General features: G+C 39.7%; 17 protein-coding genes. 11 read left to right on the plus strand and 6 right to left on the minus strand.

Features of this window, described 5'->3' with window-relative positions; all coding sequences use genetic code 11:
- Positions 1–24: 24 nt before the first annotated feature.
- Positions 25–1,317, plus strand: coding sequence for an adenylosuccinate synthase (locus J9537_RS00065; RefSeq protein ID WP_218256263.1), 1,293 nt, complete (start codon positions 25–27; stop codon positions 1,315–1,317).
- A gap of 74 nt (positions 1,318–1,391) precedes the next feature.
- Positions 1,392–2,258, plus strand: a complete 867-nt coding sequence (locus J9537_RS00070) for a DegV family protein (RefSeq protein WP_218256264.1) — start codon at positions 1,392–1,394, stop codon at positions 2,256–2,258.
- Between the two features lie 38 nt (positions 2,259–2,296).
- Here J9537_RS00070 and J9537_RS00075 read toward each other — a convergent pair whose 3' ends face one another.
- Complete coding sequence (locus tag J9537_RS00075; RefSeq protein WP_218256265.1) at positions 2,297–3,190, minus strand: LysR family transcriptional regulator; 894 nt, start codon at positions 3,188–3,190, stop codon at positions 2,297–2,299.
- 122 nt (positions 3,191–3,312) lie between these two features.
- Between J9537_RS00075 and J9537_RS00080 the strand changes: the two genes are divergently transcribed.
- Positions 3,313–4,953: a malolactic enzyme gene (locus J9537_RS00080; RefSeq protein WP_218256266.1), complete on the plus strand. Its 1,641-nt coding sequence runs from the start codon at positions 3,313–3,315 to the stop codon at positions 4,951–4,953.
- Positions 4,954–5,005: 52 nt separating this feature from the next.
- A complete protein-coding gene (locus J9537_RS00085) occupies positions 5,006–5,971 on the plus strand; it encodes an AEC family transporter (RefSeq protein ID WP_010747404.1) in 966 nt (321 codons plus the stop codon).
- Positions 5,972–6,012: 41 nt separating this feature from the next.
- Here J9537_RS00085 and J9537_RS00090 read toward each other — a convergent pair whose 3' ends face one another.
- Positions 6,013–7,632, minus strand: coding sequence for an ABC-F family ATP-binding cassette domain-containing protein (locus tag J9537_RS00090; RefSeq protein WP_218256267.1), 1,620 nt, complete (start codon positions 7,630–7,632; stop codon positions 6,013–6,015).
- A 139-nt stretch (positions 7,633–7,771) separates the two neighbouring features.
- On the opposite strand from J9537_RS00090, the gene J9537_RS00095 reads away from it, so the two are divergent.
- Entirely contained in the window at positions 7,772–8,149 is a 378-nt protein-coding gene (locus J9537_RS00095; protein ID WP_245001262.1) for a PTS sugar transporter subunit IIA, read from the plus strand.
- A gap of 92 nt (positions 8,150–8,241) precedes the next feature.
- On the opposite strand, the gene spxB is transcribed toward J9537_RS00095, so the two are convergent.
- Positions 8,242–9,963 carry a pyruvate oxidase gene (gene spxB / locus J9537_RS00100; protein WP_218256269.1) on the minus strand — a complete coding sequence of 574 codons (1,722 nt, stop codon included), beginning with the start codon at positions 9,961–9,963 and terminating at the stop codon, positions 8,242–8,244.
- A gap of 252 nt (positions 9,964–10,215) precedes the next feature.
- On the opposite strand from spxB, the gene J9537_RS00105 reads away from it, so the two are divergent.
- Complete coding sequence (locus J9537_RS00105; RefSeq protein WP_218256270.1) at positions 10,216–11,034, plus strand: ZIP family metal transporter; 819 nt, start codon at positions 10,216–10,218, stop codon at positions 11,032–11,034.
- Between the two features lie 47 nt (positions 11,035–11,081).
- On the opposite strand, the gene J9537_RS00110 is transcribed toward J9537_RS00105, so the two are convergent.
- A complete protein-coding gene (locus tag J9537_RS00110) occupies positions 11,082–11,276 on the minus strand; it encodes a hypothetical protein (protein ID WP_218256271.1) in 195 nt (64 codons plus the stop codon).
- Between the two features lie 166 nt (positions 11,277–11,442).
- Here J9537_RS00110 and J9537_RS00115 point away from each other — a divergent pair, with 166 nt between their 5' ends.
- Positions 11,443–12,015 (plus strand): TMEM175 family protein, encoded by a 573-nt coding sequence (locus tag J9537_RS00115; RefSeq protein ID WP_218256272.1) that lies wholly within the window; start codon positions 11,443–11,445, stop codon positions 12,013–12,015.
- Between the two features lie 166 nt (positions 12,016–12,181).
- On the opposite strand, the gene J9537_RS00120 is transcribed toward J9537_RS00115, so the two are convergent.
- Both J9537_RS00120 and J9537_RS00125 read right to left on the minus strand, forming a co-directional pair.
- Positions 12,182–12,802 carry a DUF2922 family protein gene (locus tag J9537_RS00120; protein ID WP_218256273.1) on the minus strand — a complete coding sequence of 207 codons (621 nt, stop codon included), beginning with the start codon at positions 12,800–12,802 and terminating at the stop codon, positions 12,182–12,184.
- 45 nt (positions 12,803–12,847) lie between these two features.
- Entirely contained in the window at positions 12,848–13,231 is a 384-nt protein-coding gene (locus J9537_RS00125) for a hypothetical protein (protein ID WP_218256274.1), read from the minus strand.
- A gap of 441 nt (positions 13,232–13,672) precedes the next feature.
- Between J9537_RS00125 and J9537_RS00130 the strand changes: the two genes are divergently transcribed.
- The 4 genes from J9537_RS00130 to J9537_RS00145 all read left to right on the plus strand — a co-directional run bounded on the left by J9537_RS00130 (position 13,673) and on the right by J9537_RS00145 (position 17,662).
- Entirely contained in the window at positions 13,673–14,350 is a 678-nt protein-coding gene (locus tag J9537_RS00130) for an HAD family hydrolase (RefSeq protein WP_218256275.1), read from the plus strand.
- Positions 14,343–14,750: a DUF4809 family protein gene (locus tag J9537_RS00135; protein ID WP_218256276.1), complete on the plus strand. Its 408-nt coding sequence runs from the start codon at positions 14,343–14,345 to the stop codon at positions 14,748–14,750. Before J9537_RS00130 ends, J9537_RS00135 begins: the two co-directional genes overlap by 8 nt.
- A gap of 363 nt (positions 14,751–15,113) precedes the next feature.
- A complete protein-coding gene (locus J9537_RS00140) occupies positions 15,114–17,189 on the plus strand; it encodes a BglG family transcription antiterminator (RefSeq protein ID WP_218257297.1) in 2,076 nt (691 codons plus the stop codon).
- Positions 17,189–17,662: a PTS sugar transporter subunit IIA gene (locus J9537_RS00145; RefSeq protein ID WP_218256277.1), complete on the plus strand. Its 474-nt coding sequence runs from the start codon at positions 17,189–17,191 to the stop codon at positions 17,660–17,662. The genes J9537_RS00140 and J9537_RS00145 overlap by 1 nt, the downstream gene beginning before the upstream one ends.
- The last annotated feature ends 14 nt before the right edge of the window (positions 17,663–17,676 follow it).

The raw sequence follows: 17,676 nt of genomic DNA on the forward strand, positions 1-17,676 counted from the left end.
AATAAAATTAAACGAGGTGTTCAGATGTCATCTGTAGTAGTTGTAGGGACGCAGTGGGGCGATGAAGGTAAAGGAAAGATCACGGATTTTTTGAGTGAGAATGCAGAAGTCATTGCTCGTTACCAAGGTGGAGACAATGCAGGTCATACAATCAAATTTGACAATGAAACATATAAATTGCACTTGATTCCTTCTGGTATTTTTTATAAAGAAAAAACCAGTGTCATCGGAAATGGTGTGGTAGTCAATCCGAAGTCATTAGTAACGGAATTAGCTTATTTACATGAACGTGGAATAACAACAGACAATTTACGAATTTCTGATCGTGCCCATGTTATCTTGCCTTACCATATCAAATTGGATCAATTACAAGAAGACGCTAAAGGTGAAAATAAAATCGGTACAACAATCAAAGGGATTGGACCGGCTTACATGGACAAGGCAGCTCGTGTGGGGATCCGGGTAGCGGACCTTTTAGACAAAGAAATTTTTGAAGACCGCTTAAAAATCAATCTGGAAGAAAAGAACCGTCAATTTGTTAAGATGTTTGATGACGAAGCGATGAGTTTTGATGATATTTTTGAGGAATACTATGAGTATGGTCAACAAATTAAACAATACGTAACAGATACATCGGTTATCCTGAACGATGCGCTTGATCAAGGTAAACGGGTGTTATTTGAGGGTGCCCAAGGCGTTATGCTGGATATCGATCAAGGAACCTATCCATTTGTTACTTCTTCGAACCCAGTTGCCGGTGGGGTAACTATCGGTAGTGGTGTAGGACCTGCTAAAATCGACAAAGTTGTCGGTGTTTGTAAAGCCTATACTTCACGCGTAGGTGATGGACCTTTCCCAACTGAATTGTTTGATGAAGTTGGAGATCAGATTCGTGAAGTCGGTCGTGAATATGGAACGACTACTGGTCGTCCACGTCGTGTGGGCTGGTTTGACTCGGTTGTGATGCGTCATTCAAAACGTGTTTCTGGGATTACGAATCTTTCTTTAAACTCGATTGATGTCTTGAGCGGTCTGGATACAGTGAAAATTTGTACAGCGTATGAGCTGGACGGAGAACTAATTTACCATTATCCAGCAAGCCTAAAAGAATTAAATCGTTGTAAGCCCGTTTATGAAGAACTACCTGGTTGGAGCGAAGATATTACAGGCTGCCGTGATTTAGCTGATCTACCGGAAAATGCGCGTAATTATGTACGTCGCGTTTCTGAACTTGTGGGTGTGCGTATCTCGACCTTCTCCGTTGGACCAGATCGTACACAAACCAATATTATGGAGAGTGTTTGGGCTCAAATCTAACATATTATGAGACAAGCAACCAATTATCTAGTAGAATAGATTTACTAATAAGCGGGTGTTTGGAGGATTTTAAAATGTATCAGATTCTGACAGATTCATGTTGCGATGTGCCTTATGAATTACTAGATGAAAACAACGTTGATTTTATTTCGATGTACGTCACGATAGATGGGACAGAATTCGCCGATGATTTAGGGCGCAGTTTTAAAATTGATGATTTTTATCAACAAATCAAAGAAGGTGCGATGCCAACGACATCGCAGGTTAACGTTGGCCGTTATGTGGAATTTTTCCGCAGTTATGCTGAAAAAAATATTCCAATTTTGTATATCTGTTTTTCTTCTGGAATGAGCGGCTCTTATCAAAGCGCTATTCAGGCAGTGGAACTGTTGAAGGAAGACTTACCAGAAGCAGAGGTCTATGTAGTAGATTCCTTAGCTGCTAGCGGTGGCGAAGGATTGATGGTCTATGAAGCGGCTAAAAAGCAGCAGGCTGGGATGCCATTAGAAGAACTATATCATTGGCTAGAAGAAAATAAACTGACGTATCATCATTGGGTGACCGTCGATGATTTGAATCACCTGCAACGTGGCGGACGTATTTCTAAAACAAGTGCAGCGATTGGCGGTTTAATGAACATCAAACCAATTATCACAGTGGATGTTGATGGCAAGTTGCAAAATGTTGAAAAAGTTCGTGGACGTAAAAAAGCGTTGCAGCTAGTAGCTGATAAAATCAGTGAAGCAACAACAGATCCAGCAAATCAAACAATTTTTATCACAACGAGTGCCGATCAGGAAGGTGCAGAAGAAGTGAAGCGTCATTTAGAAGAAAGTATTCAGCCAAAAGAGGTCCGAATCTTTCCACTAGGAACGACGATCGCCAGTCATACTGGTTTGGGCTGTATCGCGGTCTTTACTCGTGGAGACAAACGAAATTAATAAAAAAGTGAGGAGATCTTTTTGATTTCCTCACTTTTTTATTGTTCATTTTGTTGACTAAACCCGCGAATCAATTCAATCAATTGCCCACGAATGGTTGAATCCAACACTTGATCCCGCTGGACAAGTGAGATTATAAACGTAGGCTGAGGCTGATCAGTGATTGGAATCATGACTAAATTATCTTCAGGCAAGATGGCTAGTTCAGCTAAAAATCCGATGCCGATTTGTTCACGAATCATCCCTTTTAAAATATTCAAGTTACTATTTTGATAAATAATTTGTGGGTCAAAATGAGCCTGCTGCGCCATTTTTTTAAAGGCGGTTGGATGAACATAGTGTTCATTTAATAATACAAAGGGTTCCTCTTTTAATTCAGAAAAAGCGATCTCTTTGCGTTTGGCTAATGGATGATGGGGACTAACGACAATCATGAATCTTTTTTCGATCAATATTTCACTAGTTAACTCATCATCTCGAATAGGTTGTGTTGACCCCAGCAGGGCAAGATCGATTTTGCCACGACGTAATAGGCTGTAAAGATCTCTTGAACCGCCATCCACTAAGTGAATATGACGCATCAAATTATTCTTAAAAAGATAAGAAGAAAGCTTAGGAAAGTAAAAATTTCCGATAATAGGCGGCAGCCCGAAGTCTAAAGTTTCCTCTTTTAAGCGGTCAATTTCAGTTACTGCGATAGTAACCTCTTTTAAAATGTTTGAAATATGACGAGAAAGGACGATCCCGGCTTGAGTGATGATCAATTGCTTGTGAGATTGATCTCGATAAACCAGTTCTGTTCCTAGTTCATCCTCTAATCTTTTTACTGCATAGGTAATGGTTGGCTGGCTCACATGGAAGGCGTTGGCGACCTTTGTAAAGCTCTTTTCTCGTACTAAACGTTGGAAATATTCTAAGTCTTTAAAGTTCATAATAATCTCCTCTTGTGAAATTAGATTATCATATAAATAAAATTTATCCTAAGCTTTTGTTTTGACTATAGTTGGCGAATGCGTGTAATGTGCTAACTGTAATCAATAAGGAGGAGAAAAGTATGAAAGGAATCGAAATTTTAAATAACCCATTTTTAAATAAAGGAACCGCATTTACAAAAGAAGAAAGAAAACAATATGGTTTAACAGGCATGTTGCCATCCAAAGTGCAAACCTTGGAAGAACAAGCGAATCAAGCTTACGGTCAATACCAGAGCAAAACAACGAACTTAGAAAAACGTCTCTTTTTGATGGAAATTTTTAATACGAACCGTACACTATTTTATAAGTTAATGGGACAACACGTCGTTGAATTTATGCCAATTGTTTATGATCCAACTGTGGCGGATTCAATTGAACAATACAATGAACTCTTTGTTGAACCACAAAATGCCGCATTCATCTCAATTGATGATCCAGAAAGCATCAAAGAAAGCTTGAAGAATGCAGCTGCTGGCCGTGATATTCGCTTAATCGTTGTTACAGATGCTGAAGGAATCTTAGGTATCGGTGACTGGGGTGTTAACGGAGTAGACATCGCGATTGGCAAATTGATGGTTTACACTGCAGCCGCAGGAATCAATCCAGCACAAGTCTTGCCTGTATCCATTGATGCTGGAACGAATAACCAAGAATTACTAAATGATCCATTGTACTTAGGGAACAAACATGAACGTGTTTATGGGGATAAATATTACGAAGTGATCGATCAATTTGTCGAAGCTGTAGAAGAACTATTCCCTGAGGTATTACTTCACTGGGAAGACTTCGGTCGTTCAAATGCAGCGAACATCTTGGAAAAATACCAAGACAAAATCACGACCTTCAATGATGACATCCAAGGAACTGGGATTGTTGTGTTAGCAGGTGTTCTAGGTGCGTTGAACATCTCCCAAGAAGATTTAACCAAACAAACCGTAATGACTTTTGGTGCTGGAACTGCTGGTGTTGGAATTGCGAACCAATTGCTAGATGAAATGAAACGCCAAGGCTTGTCTGAAGAAGAAGCTCGGAAACACTTCTATATGGTTGATAAACAAGGTGTTTTATTTGAAGATACGGAAGATTTAACTCCAGGTCAAAAAGACTTTGTCCGTCAACGCAGTGAATTTTCAAATGCGGATGAATTGACGAACTTAACGGCGGCTGTTAAAGCGATCCATCCAACAATTATTATCGGTACTTCCACTCAACCAGGTGCCTTTACCGAAGAAATTGTCCGAGATTTAGCTGCTCATACAGAGCGTCCGATTATTTTCCCATTATCTAATCCAACGAAATTAGCCGAAGCAACGGCGGAAGACCTAATCAAATGGACAGATGGTAAAGCTCTGATCGGAACAGGGATTCCAGCAGATGACGTCAAATATAATGGTGTCACTTATCAAATCGGTCAAGCCAACAATGCACTGATGTACCCTGGTTTAGGACTTGGAATTATTGCTTCAACTGCGAAACGTGTGAATGGTGAAATGCTCTCCCAAGCGAGTCATGCACTAGGAGGAATCGTTGATACAAGCAAACCAGGAGCTGCTGTGTTACCACCTGTATCAAAATTAACTGAATTCTCTCAAACAATCGCTGAAGTAGTTGTGAAAAGCGTAGTTGATCAAAACTTAAACAAAGAAGAAATCAAAGACATCAAACAGGCTGTTGAAGAGATGAAATGGTATCCAGAATACCAACCGCTTGATGTTGATTAAATCATATATACAGTAAAAAAAGTCTTTACTTATGAAAAAGGGGGAAGAAAAGATGATTTTCTTTCAATCAATCCAAAGTGTTTTAAGCATCATTATTATGATTGCTTTAGGATATATCTTGAAAGGTCAGGGTTGGTTTGATGATAGCTTTGGAAAAAGTATTTCATCATTAATCACACGTGTGGCTTTACCAGCCTCCATCTTTGTATCCGTATTAAAAAATTTAACAAAAGAGAGCTTGTTCCAACTATCGGGTAGTTTAATCTACCCAGTTGGGGCAGTCATTATCTCTTATATCTTAGCTTATGCGTTAGTGAAAATTTTAAAGATTCGTCCGGGACGTCGTGGGATATTCATGAATGCGGTCGTCAATGCGAATACGATCTTCATTGGGTTACCTTTAAATATTGCTTTGTTCGGTGAAAAATCATTGCCTTACTTCTTGGTTTATTATGTGACAAACACCGTTTCTACTTGGGCGTTTGGGGTATTCTTAATCTCTAATGATGACCCAACGAAAGTAAAAGGCGAAAATAAAGCGAAATTAAACTGGAAGAAACTGTTGCCACCACCATTACTTGGATTTATTGTCGCCATCATCTTCTTGTTGGTAGGCATTCCAGTACCAAGCTTTATCAATGCGACACTTGGCTATGTAGGTAGTATTGTAACGCCATTGTCCTTGCTTTATATTGGGATTGTTTTGTATGACGCTGGCTTGAAGAGTATTCGTTTTGATCGCGATACGATCGTAGCGTTATTAGGACGTTTCGTCTTGGCACCAGCAGTTTTAGTTGCTTTGATTGCTCTGGGATCAAATGCTTTTGGCGCAAGCTTAGCACCTTTATTGAAACAAACATTGATTGTACAATCTGCGACACCAATGTTAGCTGTTTTGCCAATCTTAGCAAATGAAGCTCATGGGGATGTCAAATACGCAACCAACTTGGTTACAACAAGTACCGTATTATTTGTGATTGTCGTTCCGATCTTGATGGAACTTGTACAATTTATTTAATAGAAAAAACCTTCGCGAGAAAAAATCGCGAAGGCTTTTTTTTAATACAATTTGCTTAATTGCTTTTGAACTTCTGGGTTTTCCAGAAATTCATCATAGGTTGTTTCCGCACGATCCACAACACCATTTTCAGAAATAGCGATGATACGGTTGGCAATCGTTTGGATAAACTGATGGTCGTGAGAAGCAAATAGTAGTGATCCTTTGTAAGCGATCAGCCCATCGTTCAATGCTGAAATCGATTCTAAGTCTAGGTGATTGGTTGGATCATCCATGACTAAGACGTTTGATTTTGACAGCATTAGCTTCGATAACATGCAGCGAACTTTTTCACCACCGGACAAGACATTGACAGGCTTCATTACTTCGTCACCTGAGAATAGCATGCGCCCTAAGAAACTGCGTAAGAAGGTATTATCGTCCTCTTCTTTGCTGGCGTATTGGCGTAGCCAATCAAGAATCGGCATGTCACTGTCGAATTCTTTTGTCGTATCTTTTGGCAAGTAAGCCTGGCTAGTTGTTACACCCCAACGAATCGTTCCTGTATCAGGCTTAAGATCTCCCATGATGACTTTGAACAAGGTCGTTGTGATTAAGTCATTTTCAGCGATGAAGGCAACCTTATCATCACGATTCAAGGTAAAGGAGATATTGTCTAAAATTTTCTTGCCATCAATCGTTACACTGACATTGTCTACCTGTAGTAAATCATTCCCGATTTCTCGTTCAGGTTTGAATTGTACGAAAGGATACCGACGTGAAGAAGGCTGGATATCGTCTAATGTGATTTTATCCAACATCTTTTTACGAGAAGTTGCTTGCTTAGATTTTGACGCATTAGCGCTGAAGCGAGCGATAAATTCTTGTAATTCTTTGATTTGTTCTTCTTTTTTCGCATTTTGTTGAGATTGTAATTTTGCTGCTAACTGGCTTGATTCTAACCAGAAATCGTAGTTTCCGACATATAATTTGATTTTACCGAAGTCTAAATCGGCCATGTGCGTACACACTTTGTTTAAGAAGTGGCGGTCATGGGAGACGACGATTACGGTATTTTCAAAGTTAATCAAGAATTCTTCTAACCAGTTGATGGATTGGATATCTAGTCCGTTCGTTGGTTCATCTAGTAATAGAACGTCAGGCTTTCCAAAAAGGGATTGTGCCAAAAGGACTTTGATCTTTTGCCCAGCAGTCAGTTCACTCATTTTTTGCTGATGCAATTCTTCAGGAATGTTTAATCCCTGTAATAAAACAGCGGCTTCTGGTTCAGCCTCCCAACCATCAAGTTCTGCAAATTCACCTTCTAGTTCTGCTGCGCGAATACCATCTTCGTCAGAAAAATCTTCCTTCATATAAATGGCGTCTTTTTCTTGCATGACTTGGTATAGGCGTTCGTGTCCCATAATGACTGTTTCTAGAACAGTATATTCTTCGAAATCAAAATGGTTCTGTTTTAAAACAGCCATCCGTTCATTTGGTCCTAGGGTAACAGAGCCGGTAGAAGGCTGAATATCGCCTGCTAAAATCTTAAGAAAGGTTGATTTTCCGGCACCATTGGCACCAATCAACCCGTAACAATTGCCGGGAGTGAATTTAATATTTACGTCATCAAATAGTTTACGATCAGGAAACTGTAAACTAACGTCACTTACTGTAATCAATGATTTTCCTCGCTTTATCAGTATTGGCGCAAGGCCTCTTTGCATTATATCGGGGAACATCTGAAGTTTCAAGTCAACCGTTAAGAATTTACTTGGGAATTAAAATAGGATAGACTTGGCAATGAAGGGATGTGTCAGTATGATCGGGATCATTATCGCGACCCACGACCATTTAGCGGACAGTCTGTTAAAGACAGCGGAGTCCATTCTAGGTGAGCAAAGCTGTGTGGAGACTTTAAATATCGAACCAGGGGCTACAGGGCTGCAAGAAAATATTGAGGACTATGCTAAAGAATTATTAACGAAAGTGGATGAACTTGTTTGGCTGGTGGATATGTTTGGCGGTACACCCTTTCGCTATGCCAGCTTCTGTGTGATGAGTGATTCACGTCAGTCTCTAGTGACGGGAGTGAATTTACCAATGGTCCTGCAGGCGTTGGTCAATCGAGAATTGCCAGCAGATGAACTGACCAAGCAATTAGAAAAAGAAGCAAAACAAACGATTCGCAGAATGTAAAAAAGGTTGTGCCAAAAATTTAGGCACAACCTTTTTTGTCTATTACTAGTCTGCTTTTCCAAAAAGGATCACACAAACAATATTCATTTGGTCTATTTTAGGATTTCACGCAATGTTGGCATATCGTGTACTTGATATTTTTCTTTGAAGGCATTGATTTGTTCGGCAGAGAATTTTTCTGGTTCAAGCTCTAATGCTTCCACTGGTAAAGGACGTTCATCCTTGATTTTAACATCAATAACAACGGGACGCTTGCTTGCTTTGGCCGCGGTGAAGGCGGGTTCTAATTGGCTATATTCAGTGATGGTAAACCCATCAGCGCCAAGTGCTTCCCCAACTTTACCAAAGTCAGCTCCTTCTAAGAAAACACCAAATTTTTGTTGTTCAGTATCTTCTTGTTCAGCTTCAATAAAACCAAAAGCATTATTTGAGAAGACCACGTTGATAATTGGTAAGTTGTATTTTACCTGAGTAATGATATCCTGCATCTGCATCGCAAAGCCACCATCACCGCTGAAGGTAAAGACTTGCTTCTCTGGATAAGTTAATTGTGCGGCAATTCCGCCTGGAACACCATTTCCCATTGTTGCGAACCAACCGGAAGTTGTAAATTGCTGTTCGCCATTCATTTCTAAGTGACGGATAGCGTTCAACGTAACATTTCCGACATCGGCAACATAGACGGCATCTTCTTCGGCAATTCGATTTACTTCCTTAAAGACAGGTTCTGCACGTAGGGGCATTGATTCATCATTATAGAAGCTCTTACGCCAAGCATGCCAGTTGCGAATGTTTTCTTGATTGGCTTTAAGCCATGCATCCGCTGGACGTGCGTTTCCTAGTTCGACCCAACGACGTAAAGCAGTCGCACCGTCACCTAAAACCGATTGATCGACTTGGTGACGACGACCAAATTTCGCCGCATCAATGTCGACTTGGATAAATTTCGCATCTGGGTTAAAGAAGTAACGGCCAAATGGAAAATCGCTGCCGACAAATACGATTAAATCGGCGTCAGCTAAAGCCTCATTTGCAGGTTTTGTTGCAACACGCGCCGCAAAGCCTAAGAAGTTTTCATAAAGATCAGGGACAATTCCTTTTGCCAAGACCGCTGCTGCAACAGGCATTGAGAAATGGTCAGCAAATGCTTTGATTGCATCAAAGCCACCGCGCACGCCTTGTCCAATATAAAGAACAGGTTGTTTCGCTGCTTCAATCAATGGTAAGGCTGCTTTGAGATCTGCTTCGTCGGGAAGTAGCACACCTGTTTTATGATTTTTGGCTGTTGCGATTTCTGTTTCTTCAATTTCTGCAAAACCAAGGTCAACAGGGATAGTAACAACTGCTACGCCTTTTTGTTGGTAAGCCGCTTTAATCGCTTCATCAATCACATGAGGCAAACTTTCCGCTGTCATCACCGTCCGATTGTAGACACTAACATCTGCAAACATCGGATTTTCATTTAATTCTTGGAAAGCATTATAGTTCATAGCAGTAGAGGCGACTTGTCCCAATAAAGCCAAAACAGGAACATGATCCATTTGCGCGTCATAAAGACCGTTGATCAAATGACTGGCACCAGGACCAGCAGAACCAAAGACAGCACCGACTTTACCAGTTAGTTTTGCATCAGCTGCGGCAGCGAGAGCGCCCGCTTCTTCGTGACGTACTTGAATATATTTAACGGATTCGCGTTCATGATACAAGGCATCCATTGTTGAGTTGAATGATCCACCGGGAATACCATAGATATGATCGATTCCCCAAGCTTCTAACACGTTGACCATTGCAACTCCTGCGTTAATTTTTGACATTTTTTTCACTCACTTTCTTTTTGTAAGTTTCCTACCCAAAAAGTATAACGCGTCTTAAAAAAACCAGCAAAGAAAGTGTCTCAAAAGAAGTTTACAGGCTCGCCTAAAACATGATAAAGTAATTTTGAACAAACGTTTTCAGGATACCCATTCATTTTAGGCAGATAAATTTTTTTCATCTCTTGAGGACAGATTCTTGAAATGGGTGCTACTAAAAGAAGAAAGAATAATTGTTGAAAGTAGGAGGTTCACATGGTTGAGTGGATATTAAGCTTAGCAGTATGGCAGCAAGCGTTAGTTGGGACGCTATTTACTTGGGGAATGACTGCTTTAGGTGCCGCATTGGTTTTTTTCTTTAAAAATATCAATCGAAATGTATTGAATCTGATGCTGGGCTTTGCCTCAGGCGTGATGATTGCGGCGAGTTTTTGGTCTTTATTAGATCCGGCTATAGAAGCTGCCAAGGAAAATGGCTCGATTCCTTGGCTAGTGGTTAGTCTTGGTTTTGGTTTGGGCGGAGTGTTTCTCTATCTTGCGGACAAAACAATCCCGCATATGCATTTTGGACCAAACAAAGAAAAAGAGGGCTTTCCTAGTCATTTAAAGCGAACAATTTTATTAGTATTTTCGATTACTTTGCACAATATCCCAGAAGGATTAGCTGTTGGAGTTGCATTTGGTGCTGCTAATGAAGCCGCCAATCCAACTGTGGCAGTCTTGGCAGCAATATCAGTATCATTAGGTATTGGGATACAAAACTTTCCAGAAGGAGCGGCGGTGTCGATTCCTTTACGTCAGGAAGGGTTAAGTCGGACCAAATCATTTCTTTACGGCCAAGCTTCAGGGTTAGTCGAACCGATCGCCGCCGTAATTGGTGCATTACTAGTGACAAGTGTTGAGCCACTATTGCCCTATGCACTATCTTTCGCTGCTGGAGCCATGATCTATGTCGTAGTAGAAGAGTTGATCCCAGAAGCACAAGCAACAACGGATAGTAAACATCATTATGGTGTGTTTGGTGCGATGTCTGGATTTATTATTATGATGATTTTAGATGTAGCGTTAGGGTAATACAAAAAAGATCGTCGAAAGCTTAGCTTTCGACGATTTCTGTTTTTTTAATATGTCCGTCCACGACGTTTTGTCAACCAGTTGACTAATAAGTAAGCAATCGCTAAAGGAATGGCGATTCTAAAGAATAAGCCAATTAATCCAGAAAGGATTGGACCAACGATACTTAAAATCAAACTAGCAACTAAGAAAAAGCCGACAACAGCTAAAATTCGTACAACCATAGGGTATTCTTTCATCATTTTAAATTCCTTCTTTCCATTTGTTTTAACTTAAATACAGTTTAGCAAACTATTTTCTCACTTACGTCCAACTTAAGACGTATTTATTGGCAAACGAGGCTCTTTTTTGGTTAAATAGGAGTCGAAGAAACTAATTTTTAGTAAGTATTGAATGGAGTTAAGAAAAATGCCAAAATCTCGAATTGAAGCTTTTACAGATGCGGTCATTGCTATTATTATGACTTTGCTGGTTTTAGAATTACATGAACCAAATGGACCGACTTGGTCTGCCTTTCTACATATGGAGCATAAATTTATTGTGTATCTGATCAGTTTTGTTAGTTTAGCGATTTATTGGAACAACCATCATCACCTTTTTCAATTAGTGCATAAAGTAGATGGCTGGGTTCTTTGGGCAAATAACTTTTTGATTTTGATGATGACCTTATTTCCCTATGTGACTGCTTGGGTCGGGGATTATCCTTTTTCATGGGCACCACAGGCGTTGTATGGTTTTGTCACGTTAGGTACTGATTTTGCCTATTACTTGTTAGTGCGAGCACTTGTAAGAGCAAATGGAAAAGATTCTAAGATTGGACAACTATTTAAACATTATCCGAAATTGTATTTATCTATAGGTTTAGCAATTGTGGCACTGATCCTAGGGAAATTGATTGCTCCAATTGCAGTATTGATTGTCAATGTCCTGATTTTATTAATGTGGTTCATTCCAGAAAAATCGATCGAAAAAACATTGTAAAAAGCGTATTCCTCAAAAAAGGTCTACTTTGAAAGAGATGCTTCTCAACACCTGTGACTATGTATGAAAAGTTGCAGGTGTTTTTTGTTATCCCAGGTTACTTTGTATAAGTAAGGGGAGACGAAAGCAACAGACCTACGCGTAGGTCATTTGAGAAGGGCAGAATTTAAGTGTGTAAATCACCATCTCGTGAACGGATGTCTGGATCGTCCTTGTTGCGATTCTTCCTTCGACGAAGCCAAGCAAAGAAGCCTTTTTGCGTAGCGTGTTGTTTTGGAACTACCGCAGGCGTGGCTAAAGTGGGTGAAGTTTCACTTACAGAATTCGTTTCTACTGACGGAATCGTCTTTTTTCCGATTTGTGGTGCAGGTATGATTAATGAAGGCGAGACGTTTTTCGTTTCTGCTGGTCCTTCGAGTTTTTCAGCAAGGGCAGTTCGGGATGCATCGAATAAATAGTTATAGCTGTTTTCGGTTTTAACAGCTGGAATTTTGGTTTCTTTCTCAATCTTTGGAAAAGGAACCATTTTTTCTTTATCGCAAGGGATTTCTTCTTTGGACTCCTTTTCTTTATCGAAAATCTCGGTTTCTGTGGTGGTGATGATCTTTGCGGTGACCACTTTATCAAATAGTTTTACGCCATTTTCTTCAAAAATATCCAACGTGGTTAAGAGTTCGCAAGCTTCTTTGATGACGGGTATTGGCAGATCATTCTTTAGATTGCTATATTTCCAGTCGTGTGTTTTTCCTAGACCATTGGTAAAGGTCGCGACTAAATCTTGTTGCATATCCTTCTTTTCCTTTCTTAAATATTTTGTGTAGATTCTTTTTCATCAAGGTTCATTCGTTTCATCAGGACGGACTTTGGCAATCAAGGAACGGACAAGGGACACGGCTTTTTCACCAAAGTTACGGATAGGGAAGGTTCTCAGTTTTAATGCTTGCCATTCAGGTGCCATGAAGTAATCCTGAAAATAATAAAAGAAGCGCTTCATGGTGCGAGTGGCTTTGGTGTTCATAAAAATCTCACGGACAAGATCCTTCAGAATGAAGGCAAACTCCTCCGCACCTAGCTGGTGCCGTACTTTTAAAGTGAGAATGTATTTGATCGTTAAACTGATGTTTTGTGTACTGTAGTAATAGTCTTTGATGCGTTTTTCTAAGGTTGTTGATTTTAAGTTGAACAATTGGCGGTACGAAAGAACTTGTTCATTCATGGGATCTCCTCCTTATTTTTGGTTCACAAAGAGAGAAGGGAATTTCCTTTCTCACATGGTTTATTCAAAAAAATATTCGGCCGATGACTATAAGATAGAGCATTTCAAAAATAAAAGCGAACCGCAAAATCGAACAAGCCCCCTCAATTTCGAAGGTTTGAAACGAAGAATTAGGCTTTGTAGAATGTAAATATGCTAAGTTGAGGGGTAAATGGCGATTTTACGGTTTGAAAAAGGAAAGTGAATTGTATTATAATTAAGAGTTTCATTAAAATATACCTTCTGGTCTAGATAAACGTATTTTTGTCTCTTTAAGTAAAAGAATCCAGTTCCATTTATCGAAAATCCTATGGTAAACTATTTTGAGAATATCTATTGTCAATTTGAGGTGCGGTGCCTCTTATTTTTCAATGAATGAAGGAGAGTTCAAGGAGGGTATCTATGCTAGAAGCGATTATTTTCGATATGGATGGTGTATTAGTAGATTCAGAATATACGTATTTCCAAAGTAAATCACAGATCTTAAAAGAGTCCGGGCACGAAGTAGAAGAAAGCTATCATTTTCAGTTCATGGGAACGACTAGTGAGTATATGTGGGAACAAATGAAGCAAGAATTTTCACTGCCTTTATCTGTAGCAGCGTATGTTCAGCGTATGACTGATTTGCGCCAAGCAATGATTAAACGCGATGGAATCAAGGTAATACCTCACGTACAGGAGTTCGTGAAGCGATTGTATGATGGCGGCTTAACATTAGCTGTAGCGTCATCCTCATCGTTAGCAGAGATCAAGGTAAATTTGGCGGAAATTGGCTTGTCTGAGTATTTTTCAGAAGTCGTTAGTACAGAAGAGGTAACCCATTCAAAACCAGCCCCAGATGTTTATCTAGCTGCGGCAGAGCGAATAGGTATAAAGCCTGAAAATTGTTTAGGCATTGAAGACACGAAAAATGGTGCCGGAGCGGTTCATAATGCAGGAATGGTCTGTATAGGTTTTGCCAATCCGGCTTTTCCAAAGCAAGATTTGGCCTTTGCGGATGTCGTGGTTTCGACCTTTGCTGATTTGGACGTGGACGCTATGACTCAAATTTATCAAGAAGTGAGGGATCAGCGTGCCTAAAGCAGCGATTTCCAGTAAAGCCTTTTTGATTGAGGGTGGGTGTAATGCCTGTGGTCTACAAAATACAGAGACCTTCACGATTCATTTTGAAGATCAACGATCCGCTGTATTAGATCAGTTTGATGTTCCCTCACTAGTCCAAGCAATCGCCCAAAAAAATGGTTGGCGGGAGACAGCTATTCCAATCGGAATCGGAGAAGAAGAGATTGTTTTGAAAAAGGATAATGATGTGATCAAACCGAAATATCTAGGGGACCAAATAATTTATCAAGCAGGCAATCAGCGAATTCAAACAAAGCAACAGTATGATGACAATAAGGAATTATTTGAACAGGTAAACAATATTTTGGTTCAGCTGTTTAGAATCGCTCCCTATGAGATACGCTTAGCAGTAGAATAAGCCAGATTTCTTAAAAAAAAATAGAATACTCAAGAAATAAAAATCTGACAGCTAATGTGTCAGATTTTTTTCTGTAAAAAACAGTAAAGTCTAGCTTACATAAAAAACAGACAAATAATGAGACTCTTGCTAAAATGAGTAGAGAACGAGAGTACCAAGTTGCATAATGTGTGATCAAAAACAGAAACGTTAACGTGATTTTTCACCTTTATTTAAGGGTTTTTAGTTTTTGATCAATTTTTTTTGTGAAAGAAAGTATTTGTAAGCACCAAGTTGCATAAAGAACACCGAATTAATTGGGAACAAAGAAGGTAGAAATGTAAGCGTTTTTCATATAAATTGAAGAGGTAAAGAGGGATGACAATGAATTTAGAAGAACGGACAAATCAGATTTTTGTTGAATTAGTTAACAACCCACAAATTACTAGTAAGGCGTTATGTGAGAAGTTTGATTTGACGCGAGGGCAATTGAATTATGCGTTGAAAAAAATCAATGATTCCTTATTAGAAGAAAAACTGAGCGAAATCAAACGAACAAAAAATGGTCATTTTCTCATCGCAAATGAGATTCTTTCAAATTATAAGGGTGGTGATGAGCAGCTAGGGGAAACAGTGGAAAGTTATGTATTCTCCGGCAAAGAGCGAGCAGCCATAATTGAATTGATGCTATTGAGTAAAGAGGATTATTTATCACTAAATCATTTTATTGATGAATTGAAGGTCAGTCGGAATACCGTGCTGCGAGATTTGAAGGCGGTCGACCAAGAATTGCAGCAACATCAATTAACGTTGAAGTATACCAGGCAAAAAGGTTACTTCATTCAAGGAGATGAATGGAATAAGCGGAATGTTTTATCCGACTTGTTGAATAATTTAGCAGTGATGTACAACGGAATCAACTTCATCATCCAATTTGCTAATATTGATCCGCAACAGATCGACATTTTCCGCAAACGAGTAGAGTTGGTGGAGGAAGAGCTAGAGGTACAATTCACGGATGAACGACTAAAAACCTTGCCGCTATTGATTATTCTAATGATCCGACGGGCGCAAAAAGGGAAACTGATCTCCTATAGCTTTAAAGTGAATTATCGAGAACTGGCAGATACAAAGGAATATTTAGCGGCGGATCGGGTCATTTGGGATGTTGATGGTTTAAGTGAGAATGAACGAGTTTATGTAACGATGCTGCTGTTGACCACTAACCTTTCTCGGGGCGACATTTTATCAGTAAAAGAGATCAACAAGATGAAGGAAGCTTTGGAAAAAGTGATTGCCAATTTTGAACGAATTGCCAGTGTCAATTTAGAAGAGAAGGAAAAGCTTTTAGAACGTTTGCTAGTCCATATGAGGCCAGCCTACTATCGAATCAAATATCACTTGAATCTGCAGACTCGTTTTTATCAGGAAAACAAAGACGCCAATTTATTTTCACTCTTTTATTTAGTCAAAGAAGCGAGTGGTCCGTTGGAAACCTATTTTGGGCAATCAGTACCGGATGCGGAATTGTTTTTTATTTCACTGTTTATCGGAAGTCATATTGTTGAAAGCACAGAAATTGTCCATCCAGAAAATCGTAAACGGGCAATCATTGTCTGTCCCAATGGTATCTCAATCGCTGTTTTATTGGAGAACACATTGAAGAACCTGTTGCCTGAAATTGACTTTATTATGTCAATGTCTGCGCGGGAATTCTATCGAAAGGACTACGATGTCGATTTTATTTTCTCGGCGGTACCGTTAAAAACGGAGAAGAAGGTATTTGTAGTCAATAACTTTCTCTCAGAGCAGGAAAAACGCCAACTAAGGGAAAGAGTTCTGCGATCTACGGCAATCATCCAGACAGAAATTGTTACTCCAGAGAAAATTTTAGCAGTGGTAAAAAAACACGCCAAGGTCCTAGATGAAGCAAGTCTTTATGAAGAATTACTCAGTTTGTTTGCTCCTAAGGAATCGAAAATTTTAGCAAAGAAACGACCGCATTTGATTGATCTTTTAAAAGGGGAAACGATCCAGATCTTTGAAGAAGAGATCAGCTGGTCGGAGGTTTTAGAAGCATTAGCTCGTCCTTTAGAACGGCAGCAGGTGATCACGACAGAGTACATCAACGCATTGAAAAAAGAAATGCCGACATTGCCAGCATACACCGTCTTACGCCATAAAATTGCGTTGCCCCATACTGTGAGTGAGGCTGGAGCAATCGGCGTAGGTATTAGTCTAGGACTCGTGAGAAAAGGAATTCCGACAGAGGATGGCAGAAAAATCCATACGGTCATCTTGTTGGGATCTAATGATAAAGAAGAACATTTAGATTTGATTTTTGAAATGATGAGTTTAGCTGGAGCGAACGAGTTAACACAATTAGAAAAAGCAACTACGAAGGAAGAGATTCGGGAGGCGTTGATTCGTTTCAACGATGAGTATTGGAGGGCAAAATAATGACAGAAACGACACTAAGTTCTTACGTAAAGGAACCACTAGTTTTTGCGCAAGAAAATTTTTCTAACCAGGCAGAATTATTTGAGCAGGTAGCTCAGAAGGCTTTGGATCTAGGCTGGGTAAGGGATGATTTCCTAGAACGGATCAGAAAACGAGAAGAGACATTTCCCACAGGCATTCAATTGATGAACTTCGGGGCAGCGATTCCCCATACAGACGCTGAGTGTGTATTGGAAGAATTCGTAGCGGTGATTACGCTTCAAGAGCCGGTTGTTTTTTACAGTATGGAAGACAACAGTACCCAAGTAAAGGCTCAAATTGTCTTTGTTCTAGGATTGAATCAGCCCCATGCCCAGCTGAAAATGCTGCAATCGTTGATGGGATTATTGCAAAATGAAACGGTTTTATCAGAACTTTTATTAGCCACCACAGAAAATGAGTTAATCAGCACGATTAAAAAAAATCAATTGTAGAAAAAAGGAGAGAA

Origin of the sequence: Enterococcus raffinosus, from assembly GCF_019175485.1 — a bacterium.
Taxonomy (GTDB): domain Bacteria; phylum Bacillota; class Bacilli; order Lactobacillales; family Enterococcaceae; genus Enterococcus_A; species Enterococcus_A raffinosus.